Origin of the sequence: Rhodococcus sp. F64268 (assembly GCF_023015605.1) — a bacterium.
In the GTDB taxonomy this organism is placed as follows: Bacteria; Actinomycetota; Actinomycetes; order Mycobacteriales; family Mycobacteriaceae; genus Rhodococcus.
Window position 1 is genome coordinate 707,791 of record NZ_JALKAI010000002.1, and the last position, 20,899, is coordinate 728,689.

Annotated in this window: 19 protein-coding genes; 9 read left to right on the plus strand and 10 right to left on the minus strand. The window is 67.1% G+C overall.

All coding sequences use genetic code 11. The features are described from left to right. Positions 1–12: 12 nt before the first annotated feature. Positions 13–1,278 (minus strand): polysaccharide biosynthesis protein, encoded by a 1,266-nt coding sequence (locus tag MWU77_RS07625; protein ID WP_247273340.1) that lies wholly within the window; start codon positions 1,276–1,278, stop codon positions 13–15. 40 nt (positions 1,279–1,318) lie between these two features. On the opposite strand from MWU77_RS07625, the gene MWU77_RS07630 reads away from it, so the two are divergent. Then, on the plus strand, positions 1,319–3,136 hold the full coding sequence (locus MWU77_RS07630; protein WP_247273341.1) for a hypothetical protein: 1,818 nt from the start codon (positions 1,319–1,321) through the stop codon (positions 3,134–3,136). Here MWU77_RS07630 and MWU77_RS07635 read toward each other — a convergent pair. Continuing rightward, entirely contained in the window at positions 3,062–4,276 is a 1,215-nt protein-coding gene (locus MWU77_RS07635; protein ID WP_247273342.1) for a glycosyltransferase family 4 protein, read from the minus strand. The genes MWU77_RS07630 and MWU77_RS07635 overlap by 75 nt on opposite strands. 160 nt (positions 4,277–4,436) lie before the next feature. On the opposite strand from MWU77_RS07635, the gene MWU77_RS07640 reads away from it, so the two are divergent. The 3 genes from MWU77_RS07640 to MWU77_RS07650 all read left to right on the plus strand — a co-directional run bounded on the left by MWU77_RS07640 (position 4,437) and on the right by MWU77_RS07650 (position 6,624). Next, positions 4,437–5,213, plus strand: coding sequence for a class I SAM-dependent methyltransferase (locus MWU77_RS07640; protein WP_169687468.1), 777 nt, complete (start codon positions 4,437–4,439; stop codon positions 5,211–5,213). Next, positions 5,210–6,097 carry an ROK family protein gene (locus MWU77_RS07645; protein WP_169687272.1) on the plus strand — a complete coding sequence of 296 codons (888 nt, stop codon included), beginning with the start codon at positions 5,210–5,212 and terminating at the stop codon, positions 6,095–6,097. Before MWU77_RS07640 ends, MWU77_RS07645 begins: the two co-directional genes overlap by 4 nt. A 98-nt stretch (positions 6,098–6,195) precedes the next feature. Further along, positions 6,196–6,624, plus strand: coding sequence for a CBS domain-containing protein (locus MWU77_RS07650; RefSeq protein WP_169687273.1), 429 nt, complete (start codon positions 6,196–6,198; stop codon positions 6,622–6,624). On the opposite strand, the gene MWU77_RS07655 is transcribed toward MWU77_RS07650, so the two are convergent. After that, positions 6,615–6,959 carry a hypothetical protein gene (locus tag MWU77_RS07655; RefSeq protein ID WP_169687274.1) on the minus strand — a complete coding sequence of 115 codons (345 nt, stop codon included), beginning with the start codon at positions 6,957–6,959 and terminating at the stop codon, positions 6,615–6,617. The genes MWU77_RS07650 and MWU77_RS07655 overlap by 10 nt on opposite strands. 140 nt (positions 6,960–7,099) lie before the next feature. Here MWU77_RS07655 and MWU77_RS07660 point away from each other — a divergent pair, with 140 nt between their 5' ends. Continuing rightward, positions 7,100–8,548: an aldehyde dehydrogenase gene (locus MWU77_RS07660; protein WP_169687469.1), complete on the plus strand. Its 1,449-nt coding sequence runs from the start codon at positions 7,100–7,102 to the stop codon at positions 8,546–8,548. Positions 8,549–8,667: 119 nt separating this feature from the next. On the opposite strand, the gene epsC is transcribed toward MWU77_RS07660, so the two are convergent. Beyond that, complete coding sequence (gene epsC / locus MWU77_RS07665; protein ID WP_169687275.1) at positions 8,668–9,246, minus strand: serine O-acetyltransferase EpsC; 579 nt, start codon at positions 9,244–9,246, stop codon at positions 8,668–8,670. An 8-nt stretch (positions 9,247–9,254) separates the two neighbouring features. After that, positions 9,255–10,190, minus strand: a complete 936-nt coding sequence (gene cysK, locus MWU77_RS07670; RefSeq protein ID WP_169687276.1) for a cysteine synthase A — start codon at positions 10,188–10,190, stop codon at positions 9,255–9,257. Between the two features lie 130 nt (positions 10,191–10,320). Between cysK and MWU77_RS07675 the strand changes: the two genes are divergently transcribed. After that, complete coding sequence (locus MWU77_RS07675) at positions 10,321–10,797, plus strand: VOC family protein (RefSeq protein ID WP_169687277.1); 477 nt, start codon at positions 10,321–10,323, stop codon at positions 10,795–10,797. Between the two features lie 87 nt (positions 10,798–10,884). Here MWU77_RS07675 and MWU77_RS07680 read toward each other — a convergent pair whose 3' ends face one another. From MWU77_RS07680 to MWU77_RS07695, 4 genes are all read right to left on the minus strand, one after another. Beyond that, positions 10,885–12,717: a phosphoenolpyruvate carboxykinase (GTP) gene (locus MWU77_RS07680; RefSeq protein ID WP_169687278.1), complete on the minus strand. Its 1,833-nt coding sequence runs from the start codon at positions 12,715–12,717 to the stop codon at positions 10,885–10,887. A gap of 272 nt (positions 12,718–12,989) precedes the next feature. Beyond that, complete coding sequence (locus MWU77_RS07685; RefSeq protein WP_169687279.1) at positions 12,990–13,340, minus strand: DUF6802 family protein; 351 nt, start codon at positions 13,338–13,340, stop codon at positions 12,990–12,992. A gap of 41 nt (positions 13,341–13,381) precedes the next feature. Further along, positions 13,382–14,767: a hypothetical protein gene (locus MWU77_RS07690; protein ID WP_169687280.1), complete on the minus strand. Its 1,386-nt coding sequence runs from the start codon at positions 14,765–14,767 to the stop codon at positions 13,382–13,384. Further along, positions 14,764–15,396, minus strand: a complete 633-nt coding sequence (locus tag MWU77_RS07695; RefSeq protein ID WP_169687281.1) for a hypothetical protein — start codon at positions 15,394–15,396, stop codon at positions 14,764–14,766. The genes MWU77_RS07690 and MWU77_RS07695 overlap by 4 nt, the downstream gene beginning before the upstream one ends. Before the next feature lie 113 nt (positions 15,397–15,509). On the opposite strand from MWU77_RS07695, the gene trmB reads away from it, so the two are divergent. Genes trmB through MWU77_RS07710 form a run of 3 tightly spaced genes read left to right on the plus strand, consistent with a single transcriptional unit; the run spans position 15,510 to position 20,176 of the window. Continuing rightward, positions 15,510–16,292, plus strand: a complete 783-nt coding sequence (gene trmB, locus MWU77_RS07700) for a tRNA (guanosine(46)-N7)-methyltransferase TrmB (RefSeq protein ID WP_206039750.1) — start codon at positions 15,510–15,512, stop codon at positions 16,290–16,292. After that, a complete protein-coding gene (locus MWU77_RS07705) occupies positions 16,289–16,981 on the plus strand; it encodes an NYN domain-containing protein (protein ID WP_169687283.1) in 693 nt (230 codons plus the stop codon). The genes trmB and MWU77_RS07705 overlap by 4 nt, the downstream gene beginning before the upstream one ends. Before the next feature lie 9 nt (positions 16,982–16,990). Continuing rightward, on the plus strand, positions 16,991–20,176 hold the full coding sequence (locus MWU77_RS07710; protein WP_247273343.1) for an MMPL family transporter: 3,186 nt from the start codon (positions 16,991–16,993) through the stop codon (positions 20,174–20,176). A gap of 7 nt (positions 20,177–20,183) precedes the next feature. Here the strand turns inward: MWU77_RS07710 and MWU77_RS07715 are convergent, their stop codons facing one another. After that, positions 20,184–20,834, minus strand: coding sequence for a DUF1707 domain-containing protein (locus MWU77_RS07715; RefSeq protein ID WP_169687285.1), 651 nt, complete (start codon positions 20,832–20,834; stop codon positions 20,184–20,186). Positions 20,835–20,899: the final 65 nt, after the last annotated feature.

The window sequence follows — 20,899 nt, forward strand, 5'->3', positions numbered from 1 at the left end:
CCGCCTCACACCTCACGGTGCGGGGCGGCGTTCCGCATGTCCGAGCCGAGACGACTCGGTCGCCGCGGATGCCCCGCGGACAGCAAGCACCGACACCACCGCTGCCGTGACGGCTGCGACACCGACGGCCACCGCGACGAACTGCTCCACCGTCGACGCGATCGTCGCCATCAGCACGGCCTCGACCGCGAGACCCACCCACGCGACACCGGCCAGCGCGGTGCGATCCCCGGCAATCGCGGACAGCAATGCGCCCTGCAGCACCGCGAGGCACGCACCCTGCAGCGCGAACAACCACAGTAGGGACTGGACGGGCTCGTAGGCGTCGCCGACGAGAATCGGCACGATGGGCGCGCAGATCGCTGCTGCCGCGACGAGCACCGCGCCGAGACCGACGAGGACCGCGAGCGCCGAACGCACGGCAGAAGCCGACTCCGCCGGGTTCGCCATCCGCGGGTACAACACCACCCCCACGGCCTGCGGCAGCCAGAACGCGACCTTCGTCGCGACCGCTCCGAGCGCGTACAGGCCGGCCGAGTCGGCATCGAGCAGTATCCGTGCGAGCATCAGATCGAGCGATGTCAACGCGATCAACGCGAGCTGGACCTGCGAGGCGCGCAGCACCGCAGCCGCTCCGGGTACGTGGGTCGGCGCCTCCGCGGCCCCACCGGCGGATGCAGGCTCGCCGCGACCGACGAACACCGCGGTGGCCACCGCCACGATGCCCGTACCCGCCGCGCCTGCGAGCAGCGCAGCACCCGGTCCGCCGCCACCGGCAAGCACCGCGACGGCAGGCACGACCTTCGCGATTCCGGCAGCAGCGAGAACGACGCTCAGCGCCGCGAACCGGGCACGCCCCTGCAACAGTCCCTGTTCGGTCGCGAGGAGCACCAGCAGCGGCGCCGTCACCAGCGACCCGAATGCGCCCGCAATGCTCGTCTCCAGTGCCCACGACACCACCGGTACGAGAACAACAGCGACTGCGGCGGCGATCAGTGCGCATCGGTGGCCGAGTCGACGTAGCACCGCGGTGCCCGTGCCGTGCACGGCTTCACGCGCAATGACGGTCTGCAACGCCAGCGCAGGCACCGCGAGCACCAGCTGGGCTGCCAGCAGGCTCGCGAACTCCCCGTAGCCTGCGGGGCCGAGCCACCGTCCGGCGGGCAGATGCAGCAGGTAGGACGCGATGTTGGCGGTCATGGCGCCCGCGGTCACCATCGTCATCCCGGCCACCGCGGTTCCGGTCCCGGAACGGCGAAGCGTGTTCTGTGGCGGCATCCGCCCATCCTCGCACCCGTGCGCACCGTAGTCTGCGGCCATGTCCATACGGGGTTTGCATCGCGAGCGCACGACGACGTCTCCGTCGGCTCTCGCACCGACGTTCGTGCCTGCGCTGTGGTCGCTGGCGCTCACCGTCGTGGTGCTCGGTCCGCTGTTCACCTCGCACGGCTATCTGCTACTACGCGACGCTGTGAGCACGCCCCGCTCTTATCTGACGGATTCGGCGCTCGGGTTGTCCGACGCCGCGGCCCGAGCAGTCCCCCAGGATGCGTTGCTCGCCTGGGTGACGACCGTCGTCGACGGTGGTGTCGCCGTCACGGCTCTACTCGCTGCATCACTGTGGGCCGCGGGAGTCGGCGCGGCGCGGCTCGTTTCGGTTCTACTGCCCGGCGCCGGAGTGCCCCCGCAGGTGGTGGCGGCGACCGTCGCGATCTGGAACCCGTATGTCGGTGAACGGTTGCTGCAGGGACATTGGAGTCTCCTCGCGGGCTACGCAGCGCTGCCGTGGGTCGTGTGCGCGGCCGTCGCGGTACGCCGACGTTCGGGGGGCGGCTGGTGGGCCCTCGCGTTCTGGCTCGCGGTGGCGGGACTGACGCCCACCGGTGTGCTCCTCGCTGCGACCACCACGGTCGTGGTCCTCGCAATGCCCGGGGGCCGCGCGCCTCGGGTAGGGCGGCTCGCAGGTGCCGTCGCCCTGACAGTGGCGGTATCGGCGCCATGGCTCGTCGCAACAGCCCTGTCCGGTGGCGGCACCGAGGCCGATCCGGCAGGTGTGAGCGCATTCGCGGCCAGGGCGGAGCCTCTGCTGGGCACGATCGGTTCGGTCGCCGGCCTCGGCGGGATCTGGAATGCCGAGGCGGTGCCCGGCTCGCGCACGACGCCGTGGGCACTCGTAGGGACCCTGCTACTGCTCGTCGTCGTCGCATCCGGACTCCCCTCACTGTGGCGCAGGCGCCGCAACCCGGTGATCGTCGCTCTAGCTGTCGTCGCGGTCGTCGCCGTGCTCGGCACGGCTCTCGGCGCCACCGCGGCGGGTCTGCAACTCGGAGAGTGGGCGATGGTGCACGTCCCCGGGGCCGGATTGCTGCGCGACACCCAGAAGTGGGTGGCACTCGCGATGCCGCTCTACGCGGTGGCCGCGGCCGCCGGAGTCGGGGCATTGCGACGGCACTTCACTCCCGACCGGGCCCGCAGCGATATCGCGTGGGCGGCGCTGGCGGTCGTCGTCGTGGTCGGGGCGCTCCCCGACCTCGCATGGGGTGTCGGCGGCCACGTGCGACCGGTACGGTATCCGGACGGGTGGCAACAGGTGGCGGGCATCGTCACTGCGAACGAAGGTGACGTCGCGGTGATGCCCACGGGCATGTTCCGCCGGTTCGACTATTCGGGCCCCGTGGCGGTCCTCGACCCGACGCCCCGCATGCTGCGTGCCGACGTGCTGCAGACCGGAACCCTCATCGTCGAAGGTGGTGCGGTGGAGGGAGAGGGCGCACGTGCCGTCGACGTCGAACGACTCCTGCAAGGCGGTGCGGATCCGTCCGATCTGGCGGCTCGGGGCGTCGGCTGGGTCCTGGTCCAGCACGGCACTCCCGGCGACCACGGCCGCTCCGAGAAGACCCTCGACCGGCTCACGCAGGTCTACAGCGACAACGACCTGTCCCTCTATCAGGTCGACGGAGCCTGGGTTCGGGAGACGTCCGGTCGGAGCGTGGTGATCCTCGCGCACCTGCTGCTGATACTGGTGATGGTTGTCGGGGCTGCCGGCATGCTGGGGGTTCGTCTACGTGCCCGCATATCGAAGTTGCTGGGCGTCCTCGCCGATCTCCTCCGGCGTGATCCGGGGAAACAGGCCTGAAGCCCGCTGCCGTGATGCGACGGCGGTCAGCACTGCGAGCACACCGGATCCGGTGGCCTCCCACGAGAACTCGCCCGCCCGGATCCGGGCCTTGTCGCCCAGCTCGGTGCGACGCTCGGAATTCCCGAGCAGTTCCGCAACGGCCGCGGTGAGGTCGTCGGCGCAATCGACGAGGACACCCGTGACACCGTCGACGATCGAATCCGTCAGGCCCTTCGAGCTGCGGTATCCGATCGTCGGGACACCGTGCTGCGCAGCTTCGATCACCGCAAGCCCCCATCCCTCCTTGCGGGAGGGCATCACATGGAGCCAGGACCGTGAAAGCACCTCGTGCTTGCGGTCTTCCGAGACGTGGCCGTGGAAGGTGACGGCATCGTCCATCCCCAGCTCGGCGGCGACGTCGCGCAGGTTCTGTTCCCACCAGCCACCACCGACTACGTCGAGGTGCAGGCCGGGAATGCGGTCGCGCAAGGCTGCGACCGCACCGAGTGCGTCCTCGATCTGTTTGTGCGGCACGAGCCGAGACAGCACGCACACGCTCGGGTGGGCAGTGCGGGTGTGATCGCCACCCGGGGTCACACCCGCCGGGATGGCATCGGCGCCGTTGCGGACCACCGCGATGCGCTCGTGGTCGACACCGAGCATCCGGAGTTCGTCGGACGACGGCAGCGACACCGTCAGGTATTGGTTGCTGCGGTGCACTCGCGGCGACAAGGTGGATTCGATCCACCATCCCAGCTTCGCCATCGCACGGCCTGCGACGGGCCACTGCTCGCGATGACAATGGTGCACGAGCACGGTGACGGGTGCGCCTGCAACGAACCGAGAGAAGAAGGGGATGCCGTTCTGGGTGTCGATGACAGCATCGGGGCGGATGCCCCTGAGGGGGCCGAAGCCGAGACGCCCGGCGACGATGGCAGCGAGAGCGCGCGGGTACACACCGAGACGGCCGCCTCCGCGGCTGACGTCGATACCGTCGATGGTGTCGCGCTTGCTCGCGCCCGGATACGACGCGGTGCGCAGGGTGACTTTGATACCGCGTGCAGCGAGTTGTGCGCCGACCTGCTCGAGATAGCGCTCGCTGCCACCTCCCTGTGGGTGCCCGCTGTCGCGCCAGCAGAGCAAGAGAACCTCCCGCACGCGGATTACCCCCCGGTGATAGCTGACCGCACGCCCGTACGGACGCTGTGGATGTCACGGACACACTAGCGGGTGCGCACGGGATGCAGGTGCACGACGGCGCCTGCTACGGGCACTACTGTGGTTCGACGTGCCCTCGAAGACCACGATCGCTCCCCGTGTGACCCGGCTGTTCGAACGCCGTGCCACCCTGCGGCGCTCCATCGGTCTGCTCGGTAGTTTCCGTTTCGAGCAGACCGCACCCGACAAGTTCTACGGCGGTCTGGCCCGCGACACCGTCGACCTCGTCGACGACCTCTACACCGGTCTGACCGGAAACAATCTCGCGGGCACCACCGTCGTCGATGTCGGAGGCGGGCCCGGGTACTTCGCCGACGCCTTCGCCGACGTGGGGTCGCGCTACGTGCCGATCGAGCCCGATCCGTCCGAGATGCACGCGGCCGGCCTGCAGGTCGGTGGCGCCGTCCGCGGGTCGGGCCTCGCGCTTCCACTGCGCACCGGGTCGGTGGACGTGTGCTTGTCGTCGAATGTCGCAGAACATGTTTCGCAGCCGTGGGTGATGGCCGACGAGATGCTGCGGGTCACACGACCCGGAGGGCTGATGGTGCTCTCGTACACGCTGTGGTGGGGCCCGTTCGGTGGGCACGAGACCGGCCCGTGGCACGCGTTCGGCGGCGAGTACGCGGCGCGCCGCTACGCCAGGAAGCACGGGAAGGAACCGAAGAACCGATACGGTGTGTCGCTGTTCGAAGTGGGCTGCACCGACGGACTCGGGTGGGCCCGCTCCACCCCCGACGGTGAGCTGCTCGCCGCGTTCCCCCGATACCACCCGCGGTGGGCGTGGCCGCTCGTTCGGGTGCCGGGCGTACGCGAGTTCCTGGTGAGCAACCTGGTGCTCGTGCTGCGACGCCGCGGATCGGCCGAAGTCGCGTCATGACCGGCTTGGCTCTCGATGTCGGCGGTACGAAGTTCGCGGCCGCATTCGTCGCGGACGACGGAACACCCGTCGAGCCGAAGACGGTGCCCGTACCCGAGGCTTCCGTATGGGATGCCTGCGCCGCAGTGCTGCGCGAGGTGGCCGGGGCCGAGCCGATCACCTCGGTGGGGATCGCGGCGGCAGGGCCCGTCGACACACGCCGCGGCACCGTCTCCCCCATCAACATCCCCGAGTGGTCTTCGAAGTTTCCGCTGGTGGAGGCTGTGCGCAGCGTGTTCCCCGGCGCACGTGTCACGTTGGCGATGGACGGCGCTGCCGCCACATTGGCCGAGCATCGATTCGGCGCTGGGCGCGGAACGAACGATCTGCTCGGGGTGGTGCTCGGCACCGGGATCGGCGGCGGCATCGTCCTCGACGGTCGCCTCGTATCCGGCCGCACGGGGAACGCCGGCCACATCGGCCACATCGTGTCGGCCTACGGATTCGAGAAATGCACGTGCGGTGGCGCGGGCTGCATCGAGACGGTGGCGAGCGGCACTGCTGCAGTGAGGTGGGCGAGGGCACGCGGCTGGCAGGGGCGGGACGGCGCTGCGCTGGCGGCAGCAGCGCAGGACGGCAACGGAATCGCGGCAGCTGCGCTCGAACGCGCAGGAACGGCGCTGGGGCAGGTCATCGCGTCGGCGGCAGCACTGACAGACGTGTCACTCGTCGTCGTCGGCGGTGGCTTCGCGGAGTCGGGAAGACCGCTGTGGCGTCCGATGCTGGCGTCTGCTGCGCGACAGGCCCGGCTGGAGTTCATCGAGGAGCTGCGCATCGTGCCTGCGTCGTTGGGCGCACTGGGAACGCTCGCCGGTGCCGCTGCGCTCGCCCATGGTCACGAGTAGGTAACCAAACGGCTGCGTACGAGTCCCGAGGACCTACCCTGACTGGACCAGCGCTACCTCGACAAGCCCGGCACGGTGGGACGGATCGGTGGTATCCGATGAGGATTGCCGAAATTTTGCGGAACAAGGGTTCGGCGGTGCAGACGGTTCCCCCAGGAACCACGGTCTGTGAGCTGATCGGAGACTTCGCGCGCCACAACATCGGCGCGGTGGTCGTCGTCGACGGCACCGACGTCGTCGGAATTGTCACCGAGCGCGACATCGTCCGGCAGCTCCACGAACGAGGTCCATCGATACTCGTCGCCACGGCGTCCGAGGTCATGACGGTCGATATGGCAATATGCCGGCCCGCCGACAGCGTGGACAGCCTGGCCGCGACCATGACCGAGCGGCGCATCCGGCACCTGCCGGTCGTCGTCGACGGCAAGCTGTTGGGGATCGTCAGTATCGGCGACGTGGTCAAGAGCCATATCGACGAACTACAGGCCGAACGCGATCAGCTCCGGTCGTACATTCATCACGGCTGACGGTCGAGCACGCTCACGCTCATCCCGAACGGCAGGAACCGCGCCGACCGGGCCGGGTCGGTGTTGCCCTTGAGACTGCGGAGCGCTTCGAGCTCCGACGGATACACCTGGTCGATGCGAGCCACACCGTCGGCGTCGGCGGTGTAGATGACCCATACGCCGTCCCCTGCCTCGCCGGTGGTTTCCGGCTGCGGATGCTGCCGTGACGTCGGCGCGGCAGGCTGGTCGAGAAATGCGAAGATCCGGTCTTTGAGTTCGCGCAGTTCTTCCCCTGCCTCACGGACCACCCGGTCGATGTCGTCGGGATCGAATCCGAACGGATTGTTCTCTGCCATGTCTGCTCCTGACGGTCGGCATCTTCCAGTGTGGGCATCGCTGCGCCGCCGCGCCACCGCGAGCGTGAATCGACCCTTTCGAAAATGTGGAACGTGTTCTAGTGTCGGGGTGATCCGGCGTGAACGAAGAGGGGCGAATGATGACCGACTACGACAAGGTGTTCATCGGCGGCACGTGGGTGGCGCCGTCGACCGACGAGAGGCTCGAGGTGTTCTCCCCGGCCACGGAGGAACGGGTCGGCTCGGTACCCGTCGCCGGACCGAAGGACGTCGACGCCGCAGTCGCCGCGGCACGCACCGCGTTCGACGACGGACCGTGGCCGCGGATGAGCCCGGCAGAGCGCGCAGCAGTGATCGGCAAGGCCGCGAAGATCATCGAAGAGCGCGGCGCGCAGATCGCCGAGCTCGTTTCGTCCGAGATGGGGCAGCCCGCCGCATCCGTGCAGATGATGCAGATGACCCCCTCACTCGCGACACTGAATTTCTATGCAGGACTGGCAGATTCGTTTCCCTGGGTCGACGAACGCAACGGCTCGTTCGGCCGCACCCGAGTCACCCGCGAACCCGTCGGCGTGGTCGGCGCGGTCATCGCGTGGAATGTGCCGCTGTTCCTGTGCGCCAACAAACTCGGTCCCGCACTGCTCGCCGGTTGCACCGTGGTCCTCAAGCCCGCACCCGAATCTCCCCTTGCCGTCAACGTGATCGCCGAGATCTTCGCCGAGGCAGGCCTCCCCGAAGGGGTGCTGTCGGTGGTGCCCGGTGGCGCCGAGACCGGCGAGCACCTCGTGTCGCACCCGGGCCTCGACAAGATCACCTTCACCGGATCCACTGCCGTGGGCAAGCACATCGGTGAGATCGCCGCACGCAACCTCAAGCGCTGCTCGCTCGAACTCGGCGGCAAGTCTGCCGCAATCATCCTCGAGGACGCCGATCTCGACTCCACCATCGCAATGCTCGTCATGTCCGGTCTGATGAATACCGGGCAGGCCTGCGTCGGTCAGACCCGCATTCTCGCACCGCGGTCGCGGTACGACGAGGTGGTCGAGAAGATCGTCGCCACCGCCGCGTTCTTCCCCGTCGGCCCGCCGTCCGACGAGAACGCCCAGCTCGGCCCCCTGATCTCCGCGAAGCAACGCGACCGCGTGGAGGACTACATCAAGAAGGGCGTGGAAGAGGGGGCACGCCTCGTACTCGGTGGCGGCCGTCCTTCGGGCCTCGACAAGGGTTACTTCGTCGAACCCACGGTCTTCGCCGACGTCGACAACTCGATGACCATCGCCCGGGAAGAGATCTTCGGGCCGGTCCTGTCGGTGCTCCCGTACGACAGCGTCGACGACGCCATCAAGATCGCGAACGATTCCGACTACGGACTGGCGGGATCGGTGTACACCACAGACGTGGAGAAGGGCCTCGACGTCGCTTCGCGTGTCCGCACGGGCACCTACGGAATCAACTGGTACGCCTTCGATCCCGGATCACCGTTCGGCGGCTTCAAGAACTCCGGCATCGGCAGGGAGAACGGACCGGAAGGGCTCGAGGCGTTCTGCGAGACCAAGTCGGTGCTGTACCCGCCCGGCTACCAGGACTGACCGCAGGCCCCGCCGAGGGGGCGGTTGTGTGCGCTTTCTTTCGATGAAGCACACACAACAGCCCCCTCGATGCCGTTCGGCGACACAGTTTTTGCGGGCCGAACCAGGGTGCTGCATCTTCAGATGTACATCGCCGGATCGATGTAGGTGGTCGGATCCACCAGCGGCTCATGCTTCTTCCGCGACCGCACAGTCGCGGGGATACCCGTGGCGATCGAGTCGGCCGGGACATCTCGTGTGACGACCGCATTCGCGCCGATCGCACTGTCGGCGCCGATCACGACCGGCCCGAGAATCTTTGCTCCCGCACCGACGGTGACGCGATCACCGAGCGTCGGATGCCGCTTCTCCTTCGCGAGCGACCGGCCACCGAGCGTCACACCGTGATACAGCATGACGTCGTCACCGATCTCCGCTGTTTCACCGATGACCACGCCCATGCCGTGGTCGATGAAGAAACGCCGGCCGATCGTCGCCCCGGGATGGATCTCGATTCCGGTGAGGAACCGAGTGAACTGCGAGAGGACCCGCGCCGGCCCCTTCAATGCGGGTACCAGCCACATCCGGTGCGCGACACGGTGCGACCAGATCGCGTGCAGACCGGAGTACACGACCGCGTTCTCCACATCGCTGCGCGCGGCGGGATCGTTGCCGCGCGCAGCCTGCAGGTCCTCACGGAGAGTACGGAGAATGCTCACAGCGACGGTCAGTCCCGGATGTGCTCGAAGAGCGGCGTCGAGATGTAACGCTCGCCGAAGTCGGGCACGACCACGACGATCAGCTTGCCTGCGTTCTCGGGGCGCTTTGCGACCTCGAGAGCGGCCCACACGTTCGCTCCGGCCGACACGCCGCCGAGGATTCCCTCGTCGGTGCCGAGCGCACGACCCGTCTTCACGGCGTCGTCGAACTGGACGTCGATGATCTCGTCGTAGATCTCCCGGTCGAGGACCTCGGGAACGAAGTTGGCGCCGAGCCCCTGGATCTTGTGCGGGCCGGGGTTGCCGCCCGTGAGGATCGGCGAATCGGCGGGCTCGACACCGATGATCTTCACACCCGGCTTGCGTGCCTTGAGGTTGCGGCCGACACCGGTGAGTGTGCCACCCGTGCCGATGCCTGCGACGAAGATGTCGATCTCGCCGGCGGTGTCGTTCCAGACCTCTTCGCCGGTGGTGTCGTGGTGGATCTGCGGGTTGGCCGGGTTCGCGAACTGGCTCGCCGACACCGCGTTCTCGGTCGACTCGACGATTTCCTTCGCCTTCGCGACTGCACCGGCCATACCCTCGGAACCCGGAGTAAGGACGATCTCGGCACCGTAGGCACGGAGCATGACACGACGCTCGGTCGACATCGTCTCGGGCATCGTCAGGATCACCTTGTAGCCGCGGGCTGCGCCGACCATGGCGAGCGCGATGCCGGTGTTGCCGGAGGTGCCCTCGACGATCGTGCCGCCGGGCTTCAGCTCACCGGACTTCTCGGCGGCGTCGATGATCGCCACGCCGATGCGGTCCTTGACGCTGTTGGCCGGGTTGTAGAACTCGAGCTTGGCAGCGACGGTTGCGCCGAGGCCCTCGGTCAGCCGATTGAGCTTGACGATCGGGGTACGACCGACGAGCTCGGTGACATTGTTGTAGATCCCGCTCATAGCTGATCCTCTCCCGGCCACCAGGGACCGGCTGTGGTGTGCGATATACCTATTGCATCATGTTGCCCACGACGCACCATGTCGGGTTCCTTCAATACAGGTGCCGCCCTCAGGTCCAACACTGGGCAGCATGACGAATTCCGTGAATCCCATTCCCGACGGTTACACCGCATTGACACCGTTCCTCGTCGTGGACGGCGGGGCGAAAGCGATCGAGTTCTACACCGACGCGTTCGGCGCGAAACTCGTCGACCGCCAGGACGGCCCCGACGGAGCTGTCATGCATGCCGAACTCGATTTCGGCCACGGCCGCATGCAGCTGAGCGACCCGCATCCGTCGATGGGGCTGCACGCCCCCGATGGCACGAACAACGTCAACCATTCGTACGTGCTGTACTGCGCGGATGTCGATGCGACGTTCGCTCGCGCGGTGTCGCTGGGTGCACAGGTCTTCGAGGAACCGTCGACGTTCGTCACCGGCGATCGCTTCGCTTCCCTCCTCGATCCGTTCGGGCATCGCTGGGCCGTCATGACGCGCGTCGAGGATGTTCCGCCGGAGGAGGCGAAACGTCGACTCGATGAGTGGGTGGCTACACAGAACGCCTGAACACGCCGATCTCCGCAGACACCGAATGCCCCGTGCTGGTCAGTTCAACTGACCTACACGGGGCATTCGGCTACAGGCGGGTCGGACTCAGCCGAGGCGCTGCTTCAGTGCCTCGAACTCGTCGCGGATGCCGGAGGGCACCTTCTCACCGAGGAACTCGAACCACTCGGCGATGCCGTCGATCTCGGCCTTCCACTCGTCGACGTCGACCTTCAGGGCCTCGTCGACGTCCGCGGCGTCGACGTCCAGGCCGTCGAGGGTCAGGTCGGCTGCGGTCGGTACGTAGCCGATGGCCGTGGACTGTGCGTCTGCCTTGTGCTCGATGCGGTCGACGATCCACTTCAGCACGCGGGAGTTCTCGCCGAAGCCGGGCCACAGGAAGCGGCCGTCGTCGCCACGGCGGAACCAGTTGACGTAGAAGATCTTCGGGAGCTTGGACTCATCGGCATTCTTGCCGAGATTGATCCAGTGGTTGAGGTAGTCGCCGGCGTTGTAACCGAGGAACGGCAGCATCGCCATCGGGTCGCGGCGAACATTGCCGACCTTGCCTTCGGCTGCGGCGGTCTGCTCGGACGACAGCGTCGAACCGAGGAAGGTGCCGTGCTGCCAGTCGAACGACTCGCTGACCAGCGGGACCGTCGTCTTACGACGTCCACCGAACAGAATCGCGGAGATCGGCACACCCTGCGGGTCGTCCCACTCGGGGGCGAGGATCGGGCACTGCGACATCGGCGTGCAGTAACGCGAGTTCGGGTGAGCAGCCTTCGTGTCGGACTCGGGAGTCCAGTCGTTGCCGAGCCAGTCGGTCAGGTGAGCGGGCTTGTCGCCACCGATGCCCTCCCACCACACATCACCGTCGTCGGTCTTGGCGACGTTGGTGTAGATGGTGTTGCCTGCCTCGATGGTGTGCATCGCGTTCGGGTTCGAATCGGCACTGGTGCCCGGGGCGACACCGAAGAAACCGAACTCCGGGTTCACGGCGTAGAGTCGGCCGTCCTCACCGAACCGCATCCATGCGATGTCGTCACCGAGGGTCTCGGCGCGCCAGCCCGGGATGGTCGGCTGGATCATCGCGAGGTTGGTCTTACCGCACGCCGACGGGAATGCCGCGGCGATGTAGTACGGCTTGTTCTCGGGCGAGATCAGCTTGAGGATGAGCATGTGCTCGGCGAGCCAGCCCTCGTCGTGGGCCATTGCCGAGGCGATACGCAGCGAGTAGCACTTCTTGCCGAGCAGTGCATTGCCGCCGTAACCGGAACCGTAGCTCCAGATCTCCCGGGTCTCGGGGAAGTGAGTGATGTACTTCGTGTCGTTGCACGGCCACGCGACGTCCTGCTGACCGGCTTCGAGCGGCGCGCCCACCGAATGCAGGGCCTTGACGAAGGGACGGTCGGTGCCCAGCTTCTCGAGGGCAGCGGCACCCATGCGGGTCATGATGCGCATGGAGACGACGACGTACTCGGAATCGGTGAGCTCGACACCGAGCTTCGGATCGTCGGCGCCGAGGGGGCCCATGCAGAACGGCACCACGAAGAGGGTGCGTCCGCGCATGCTGCCGCGGTACAGGTCGGTCATGGTGGCGCGCATCTCGTCGGGCGCCATCCAGTTGTTGGTCGGGCCCGCGTCGATCTCGTTCTCGCTGCAGATGTAGGTGCGGGATTCGACGCGCGCGACGTCCGACGGGTCGGAGTTCGCGAGGAACGAGTTCGGCTTCTTCTCGTCGTTCAGACGAGTGAAAGTGCCGGATTCGACGAGCTGGGCAGTCAGCCGATCCCATTCCTCGTCGGATCCGTCGGCCCACACGACGCGATCGGGCTGAGTGAGCTCGGCAACCTCCTGGACCCACGCAAGCAGCTCGGCATGCTGGGTCGGGAGCTTGTCGTCGGTCCCGTTCAAGCCGGGAATGGTTGCTGAGGTCATCAAACTCTCCTGGGGTGTGCCCGGAACCGGGTCTGCCCCGACCTGCATGGTTATGCTTGATCAGAGGCGAACCCGGGCCTTCCCCTCTCGGCAGGGGTACCACCCGCTTCGTCCGTGGCCGTACGGAGGACGCGGGCGCCGGATGTCCTATTCATAGAGGTTAACGCCGGACGTCGGACCGGGAACAATCGGGGCCGGTCGGAAATGTCACAGAAACGATTCAGAGACGTGGAGACTACCTCCGTCCTTCCTGTTCGTACAGGCGATACGGCTCACTTACCTTCCGGAATGTGGCATTCGTCTCTGCCTAGAGTACCCGCATCGATCCGGACCCAATCCGGTGCGCCGTCCGCAGTTCGCCGGAACTCCCACACACCGTATTCTCCATCGTCGGCGACGGCTGTGAGCCGGTCGGTGGAACCGTCCAGATTGCTGTCGGTGGCAACGACCAGGGCACCGTGGCCGTTGTCGAAGGCGACGGTGTCGCGGAGCCCGTCCCCGTCGAGGTCGGTCGTGGCGCCGACGGAGTCCGCCCACGCTGCGGTGCTCGCTGGGTCGAACACGTCGAAACCGCCGAGGCCGTGGTCGTCGAACCCGCCTGTGCCGAGAAATGTGTCGGCCATGCCTGCCCCCTGAGATCTTGTTGTGCGTTGTTCGGTCTCTCCTACGCCGTCCCTCTGATTGGACGCACCGCAGCCGACAACGGTTCCACCTGCCTCAACATCGCCAGGTCCCGCTCACAGGCCGCGATGCGGGCGCGCTGTTCACCGAGGCGTCGACGAATCCGGTCGTCGATTGCTGCGACCTGCTCGCGCAATTCGGTGGCGCGTGCGAGCTCCCGCGCGGCGGTGTCGCGCGCGTGCTTCGATTCGGCGTCGAGGGCCATCGCCCGGATCCACGCCTCGAGGTCCACGCGAAGCGAGGTCAGTTCGTCGACGACCCACCGTCGCATCAGCTCGCGGTGCGCCAACTGTCTGCGCAGACGAACGAGCCACCACGCGGCTGCTGCCCCGCACACAACCGTCACCAGCACCGAGACCGCCACCGGTATCGCTCCGAGCAGGGTGGCCACCAGACGGCCGAGGCCCGCACCCGCAGAGGCCCCCAACACGAGCGCGAGGCGATCGTCGAGACGACGACCGGGGACCCGCGGGGCGGGAGCCGGTTCTGTATTCGGCAACTGCGACAGGATTCCCAGGCCGCGTTCGACCGCTACCGCGACCTCCCGTCGGATTCGCTGCGAATGCGTGTTCAGCAGGATCTCGACGCCACACGTATCGACCGAACCCTCGTCGAGGACGACGTGCAGTTCCGCCGATGCCTCCCGCACGCGCACCGCGAGGTCCCGCCTCAGTTCCGCTCGGACTCGATGGGAGTCCGGGCGATGTCCGGGGCCGATCCGTCGCGTCACGAGACGTTCGCGCTCGGCACGAAGATCAGCGGTGTCGTCGGCGGCCGAGAGCACAGCGATCTCCTCGACGATCATGCTGCTCGTCTGTGCGACCACCGCGGTGCGTGTCGACCGGCCCTGCACGGATGTCTTCGCCGCGGCGAGGAGCGCGTCGTGCACGCCCACCAGCCCCGATTCGAGCGCGAGCACCCGACCGACATCGCCTCCGAGCTTCCTGGCCCGGGCCGCTGCGACGACGGACACCGGAATCAGCACGACCCGCGTGAGCCTCGGCATGTGCCGATGCAACAGTTCGATGTCGCGCTCGCTGATCGCCCGCCATCGCGGATATCGGTCGATTCCGGTCAACGCGAACACCACGTCGGCCGCGTCACGCGCCGCTGCGTCGAGCACGGCGAGTTCTGTGCGGCCGAGAACCGAGGATGCATCGAGCACCATGAGCACCACGGGAGCATCCCCGTCCTCGACGTATTCGATGCCGCCGAGCTCTGCGAGTTCGGCGGTGAGCGTGGTGCGGCCCGAACCCGCGACCCCCGCGACCCGAACTACCGCAACACCGCGGTCCGGGACCGGAGATCGGTGCATCCGTGCCCAACCGCGCGGGTTCCAGCGACGTAGGACATCGTCGGCGCCGTTCACGGGACCGGAACATTCGACGTCGGAACGTCGGGCCCCGAAAACCCGGATAGCGACGATCCGGGCTCGGCAGGACTCTCGAGTGCAGCCTCGATGACGTCCCTTGCCTGCGGCGACGCCGCGATCCCCGCCACCGACGTCACGAAATCCTCGAACCGTCCGGAGTGAGCGCGGTCGAGTTGATCGAGTATCACCGCCTCCAGATTCGGGTCGTCCCGCGTGAACACGGATGCCCCGAGACCCCGGACCGGCGTGTCGCCCGCGACCACCACGATGACGCGCCGGGAATCGAGCGCTGCGAGGGCGCGACGGTCGGCGGGATGCACCGTGACCGGATCGAGCCTGGAGGGAAGCACATAGATCACCACATCGGCGTCGAGAACAGGATCGGGCGTTCCGGGAACGTCGATGACGGCGGATTCCGGGGAGGCGGGCAACCCGGCCAATGCTCGCTGCACATCTGCGCGTCCGACACCTGCGCGTCCCGCGACCTGGATCCGCAGCGGTGCGGTGCACCGGGCGAGCGCAGAATGCAGCGTGCGGCCGGCGTCCGGATCCAGCCGATCCACCTCGTCCGCGATCCGGCGCCACGGATCGGCCCCCGGATACCTCGTGCTCGATTCCCCCGTCATGATCCCCCCGATCGTCGCGAACGAATTGTGTCAGAGACCACGTTCCGACACTGCCCGAGCGCGCTGTCCGGGGTCCTCATCCTGAGAAAACCCTGTGGTCACACCGGTCACTCCTGCCACGCACTCTCCCGATACGTGACAATGGTCGGGTGAACCACTCCGATCAGGACACGACCGACACGCTCGACGAGCGGCAGTCCAGGGGCAACCGCCTGTACCCGCGGGTGACGAGTTTCCGCTCTCGCCGCGGATCTCTCACCGATCCGCAGCAGGACGCATGGGACCGCCGTTGGCCCGAACTCGGTCGCGATGTGGGCGATGACCAGCTCGACACCGACGCATGGTTCGGCCGTTCGGCCCCCCTGGTGCTCGAGATCGGTTCCGGCACCGGCACCGCCGCCGTCGCGATGGCACAGGCCGAACCCCACATCAACCTGATCGCCATCGAGGTCTACCGCCCGGGTATCGCGCAGACACTGCAGCGGATCGAGCGCACCGCAGACACCGACGCGCCGGTGTCCAATCTGCGGATCCTGCGTGGTGACGCCGTCGAGGTCCTCGAACACATGGTCGCGCCCGAATCGCTGACCGCCGTCCGGGTCTTCTTCCCGGACCCGTGGCCGAAGGCACGGCATCACAAGCGCCGGCTGCTGCAGCCCGGGACCTTCGCGCTCATCGCGAGTCGGTTGAAGCCGGGCGGAGTGTTGCATGTCGCAACCGACCACGCCGAATATGCGGAGTGGATCCTGGAAGCCGGTAACGCTGAACCCCAGCTCACAGATGTGACGTGGGAGTCCCCCGTCAGCCACGATCGTCCGGTCACGAAGTTCGAGGACAAGGCTCACCAGGTGGGCAGCCACATCGCCGAGATGATCTGGGGGAAGATCGGAGCATGAGCGTCCATGAAGAAGTGCCCGGTGCGACCGACACCGCCGTGATCGAGAGCACCGAGCGGCCCGGGCGCGTCCTGCTCGTGTGGGACGCACCGAACCTCGATATGGGCCTCGGGGCGATCCTCGGTGGCCGCCCGACTGCCGCGTACCGGCCGAGATTCGACGCGCTGGGCCGTTGGCTCCTCGGCCGCACGGCCGACCTGTCGCGTCACCGCGTGTCGCCGCTGGAGGCCGAGGCGACAGTCTTCACGAATATCGCACCCGGCAGCGCCGACGTCGTGCGTCCGTGGGTGGAAGCTCTGCGTAACGTGGGTTTCGCGGTGTTCGCGAAGCCCAAGATCGACGAGGACAGCGACGTCGACTCCGATATGCTCGAGCACATCGAGCTGCGGCGCGGCGAAGGCCTCGCCGGTGTGATGGTTGCATCCGCCGACGGGCAGGCTTTCCGGGAACCCCTCGAGGAACTTGCCGCAGCAGGCGTCGCAGTGCAGGTGCTCGGCTTCCGTGAGCATGCAAGCTGGGCGGTGACCTCGGAGATCCTCGACTTCGTCGATCTCGAGGACATCCCCGGCGTGTTCCGTGAGCCGCTGCCGCGAGTCAGCCTCGAAACGCTGCCGGACGAGGGTGCGTGGCTGCAGCCGTTCCGACCGCTTTCAGCCCTTCTTGCGGGGCGCAAGAGCGTCGCCGAATAGGAGATTTACGTGTTCGACCGTTGGGGAGAGCTCGTCGTCCGCGCTCGTTTCACCGTCATTGCGGTGATGGTCGCGGCGCTGCTCGGGCTCGCCGGGTACGGCCTGAGCCTGAACGACCATCTCAGTCAGAGCGGCTGGGACGACCCCGGCTCGGAGTCCGTCACGGCCGCGAAGCTGGCCGACGGCACATTCGGGCGAGACACCAACGGCGATGTTCTGGCACTCATCACCGCACCCGAGGGCAAGACCGTCGACGACCCCGAGTTCACGGCGACCGTCACCGCGGGCCTGAACTCGTGGCTCGCCGACAACCCCGACCAGATTCTCAAGATCAACGGTTCGTATTGGCGTACCGACAGCGCTCCGGCGCTGCCCGCTCTCGCCGACGATTCCAAACAGCACGGTGTGGCCTCCATCGCGATCGCCGGTGACAACGACACCGAAATTGCGAACAACTTCCGCGACGTCAAGGATTCGCTCCGGATCGAGGGCGTGGACGTCAAGCTCGCCGGACTCCAGCCGGTCACCAACGCGCTCAACGACACGATGGCCAACGACATCAAACGCATGGAGATCCTCGCGATCCCCGCGGTCGGTGTGCTGCTCTTCTTCGTGTTCGGTGGTGTGATCGCTGCGGCACTACCGCTGATCACCGGTGGCCTGACGGTTGTCGCTGCCAACGGCATCGTCCGTCTGATCACCAACTTCACCGAGGTCAACTCGTTCGTCGCACCCGTAGTGTCGTTGATCGGGCTCGGTCTGGCCATCGACTACGGCCTGTTCATGGTGTCGCGGTTCCGCGAAGAACTTGCCGAAGGCTACGAGACGGCCGCCGCGGTGCGCCGCACGGTGATCACGTCCGGTCGCACCGTCGTGTTCTCGGCGACGATGGTGATCACCAGCCTCGGTGGGCTCCTGCTGTTCCCGCAAGGCTTCCTCAAGTCCGTCGCCTACGGTGCGATCGCGACCGTGTCGCTGGCTGCGCTCACATCGGTGACGGTGCTCCCCGCCATCCTGGCGATCCTCGGCAGACGGATCGACAAATTCGGCATGAAGCGGTTCGGTCAGATCCAGTCGAACGAGCAGATCGAGAACAGCTTCATCGGTCGTCTGACCCGTTGGGTGATGCTCAACCCGATGAAGGTGACCATCCCCACGGTCATCGGTCTGCTGCTGCTCATCACTCCGCTGACCGGTATCAAATTCGGCGGCATCAACGAGACGTACCTTCCACCGGATCACCCGACACGGGCCGCGCAGGCGCAGTTCGACGAATTGTTCCCCGGCCAGCGAACCGAGCCGGTCAAGCTCGTGATCCGAGGCGCCGAGGGCGGCGACCTCAACAAGATCATCGAAACCGGTAGCGCTGCGCCGGGGCTGGTCGAGAAGTTCTCCATCGAAGGTCCCGCGAAGGACGGTGTCCGCGTCCTCAAAGCCGGGCTCGTCGACCGCAACATGACCTCCGACACGATCGACTACCTGCATTCCGCGTCGTGGCCCGACGGCGTCGAGGTCTATGTGGGTGGCACGCCTGCGATCGAGCAGGACTCGATCGCGGCACTGCTGGACACCTTGCCGCTGATGGTCGTCTTCGTCGTCGTACTGACGACACTGCTGATGTTCCTGGCATTCGGGTCGCTGGTGCTACCGATCAAGGCCGCGTTGATGAGTGCGCTCGGGCTCGGCTCGACCCTGGGCATCCTCACCTGGATATTCATCGACGGTCACGGTGCGAGCCTGCTGAATTTCACCCCCGGTCCCATCATGTCGCCGGTACTGGTGCTGATCATCGCGATCATCTACGGTCTCTCGACCGACTACGAGGTGTTTCTGCTCTCGCGCATGGTCGAAGCCAGATCGCAGGGAGCGAGCACCACCGAATCGATCCGTATCGGCACTTCCCACACCGGTCGCATCATCACGGCCGCAGCGCTGATCCTCATCGTCGTCACCGGAGCGTTCGCGTTCTCCGAGCTCGTGATGATGAAGTACATCTCGTACGGCATGATCGCGGCGCTGATCATCGACGCAACCGTGATCCGCATGTTCCTCGTTCCAGCGGTGATGAAACTGCTCGGCGACGACTGCTGGTGGGCGCCTGCATGGATGAAGCGGATCCAGGAGAAGGTCGGCCTCGCCGAGCCGATCCTGCCCGACGAGCTGATGCCCGAGGATGTTCCCGAGCTCATCACAGTCGGCATGTTCGGACCTTCCACGATCACGGCAACGGGATCGCACCGGTTCCCGAAGGGCATGTTCGGCGATGCCGGGGGCGAGAGCGACATGATGACGCAGCCGATGCCCACGATCGCCGCGCCACGCCCGGCGTCCGAGCAGCGACGGACACGCGACCTTCCTCCACCGCGCCGATCGCAGGGACGTCCGCCGGCCTCGCGCCAGCCGGGACAGCCCGGGCAGCCGGGGGGCCCGGCACCGCGCGGCGGCTCCGGACTTCCGCCTCGCCGAGGCGACCAGGTTTCCGCGCCGATCCGTCGTGACCGACCGGATCATCGGCCCGTTCCGCCCCACCAGGGTTCGCCGCCGCAGCAGGGTCCGCCGCAGCAGGGTCCACTGCCGACTCGCGGAATGCCTGCGCCCGGCAACGCGAGCGGTCCGCTCCCCCGCCGCGGGACGGCAGGTCCGCAGCAGCCGGTTGCGCCACGGCAGCAGGGCCCGGCACAGCAGGCCGGGTCTCCGCAGCAGCAACCGCCCAGCTCAGCGATGCCGCCGCTGCCACGGAGACAGCGTGGATCGGTACCTCCGCCACTGCCCCGGACCGACGTGCGTCCCCAGCCGCCGACGGGCAACCCCGGCGACAACACCCAGGCTGCATCCGTGGGTCGCCCCGTCCCTGAGCAGGGGCAGGCTCCCCGGGCTCAGGCTCGTGATCCACAGGCCATCGAAAGCTGGCTTTCGCAGATGCGGAGGACTCCATCGACCTCCGACCGGGCACCCGGGTCCCAGCAACAGCGCGAAGGGCAGGGCCCGAACGACCCCGTCGCGAACGCGCCCGACAGGCCGGAATCACCCGAGCGCGACGACCATCGCCGACCGCCCGCAGACCGAGCTTCGAGCGGTCCCGAAGCAGAGAACCGAGCTTCGCGCGGTCCCGACACGCAGGGCCGGCGGCACCGCGAGGACGATGCCCAGACGATCAGTGTCAGTGAGCTGATCGCCCGGCAACGCCGCCAGTGAGAACTGGTCAGGTACCCCGGAGAAACTTGCGCAGTCGCGCACCCATCGGGTGCGCGACTGTCAGGCTTCCGGCACGCATTTTGCCTGTCACCACCAGGTGCAGCGGGCCGTACGGGGCGCCCGCGCCCACCTTCGAGGTCGCCGACGAGGCCATGGCCTCCAGTCCGTTGATGTCCGCTGTCGCCTCCATCGGAACGACGATGCTGATCGAACTGAGGTAGTCGCTGATCTCGATCCGCACGACCTGCGTCTGCATCACCGCCTCGGTGAAGTCCAGCGACACCGACGACGCCACGGTGTCGAGTTGCAGCACCGGCGGCACCTCCCAGCGACCCTTACGCGCGATCGTCGACATCCGGCCCTTGAGTACCGTCCCGGTGCCCGCGGGGTACATCGACGGAGTCACCGCGGCGACCTGGGGCTCGTACGCCCGAGCGGGCGGAAACTGCGGCTGCTGCTGGAGTTCCGGTCGCATCTGGATACCAGGCAGATCGACGAGTACCTGGTTCAGATCTCCACGGGTCTTCGCGGCGAGCACGGTGTCCATTCGTTCGGTGAATTCACCGAGTGACAGCATGCCCTGGCCGACTGCGCGCTGCAGCAGCTCACCCACGTGTTCACGTTCTGCGTCCGAGACTCTCAGATCCTTCGGGTCCATGCCGACCACTTTAGAGTCGTCCGAGCACCATGCAGGCTTCCGTGCACGACGCGAGGTTCAGAACA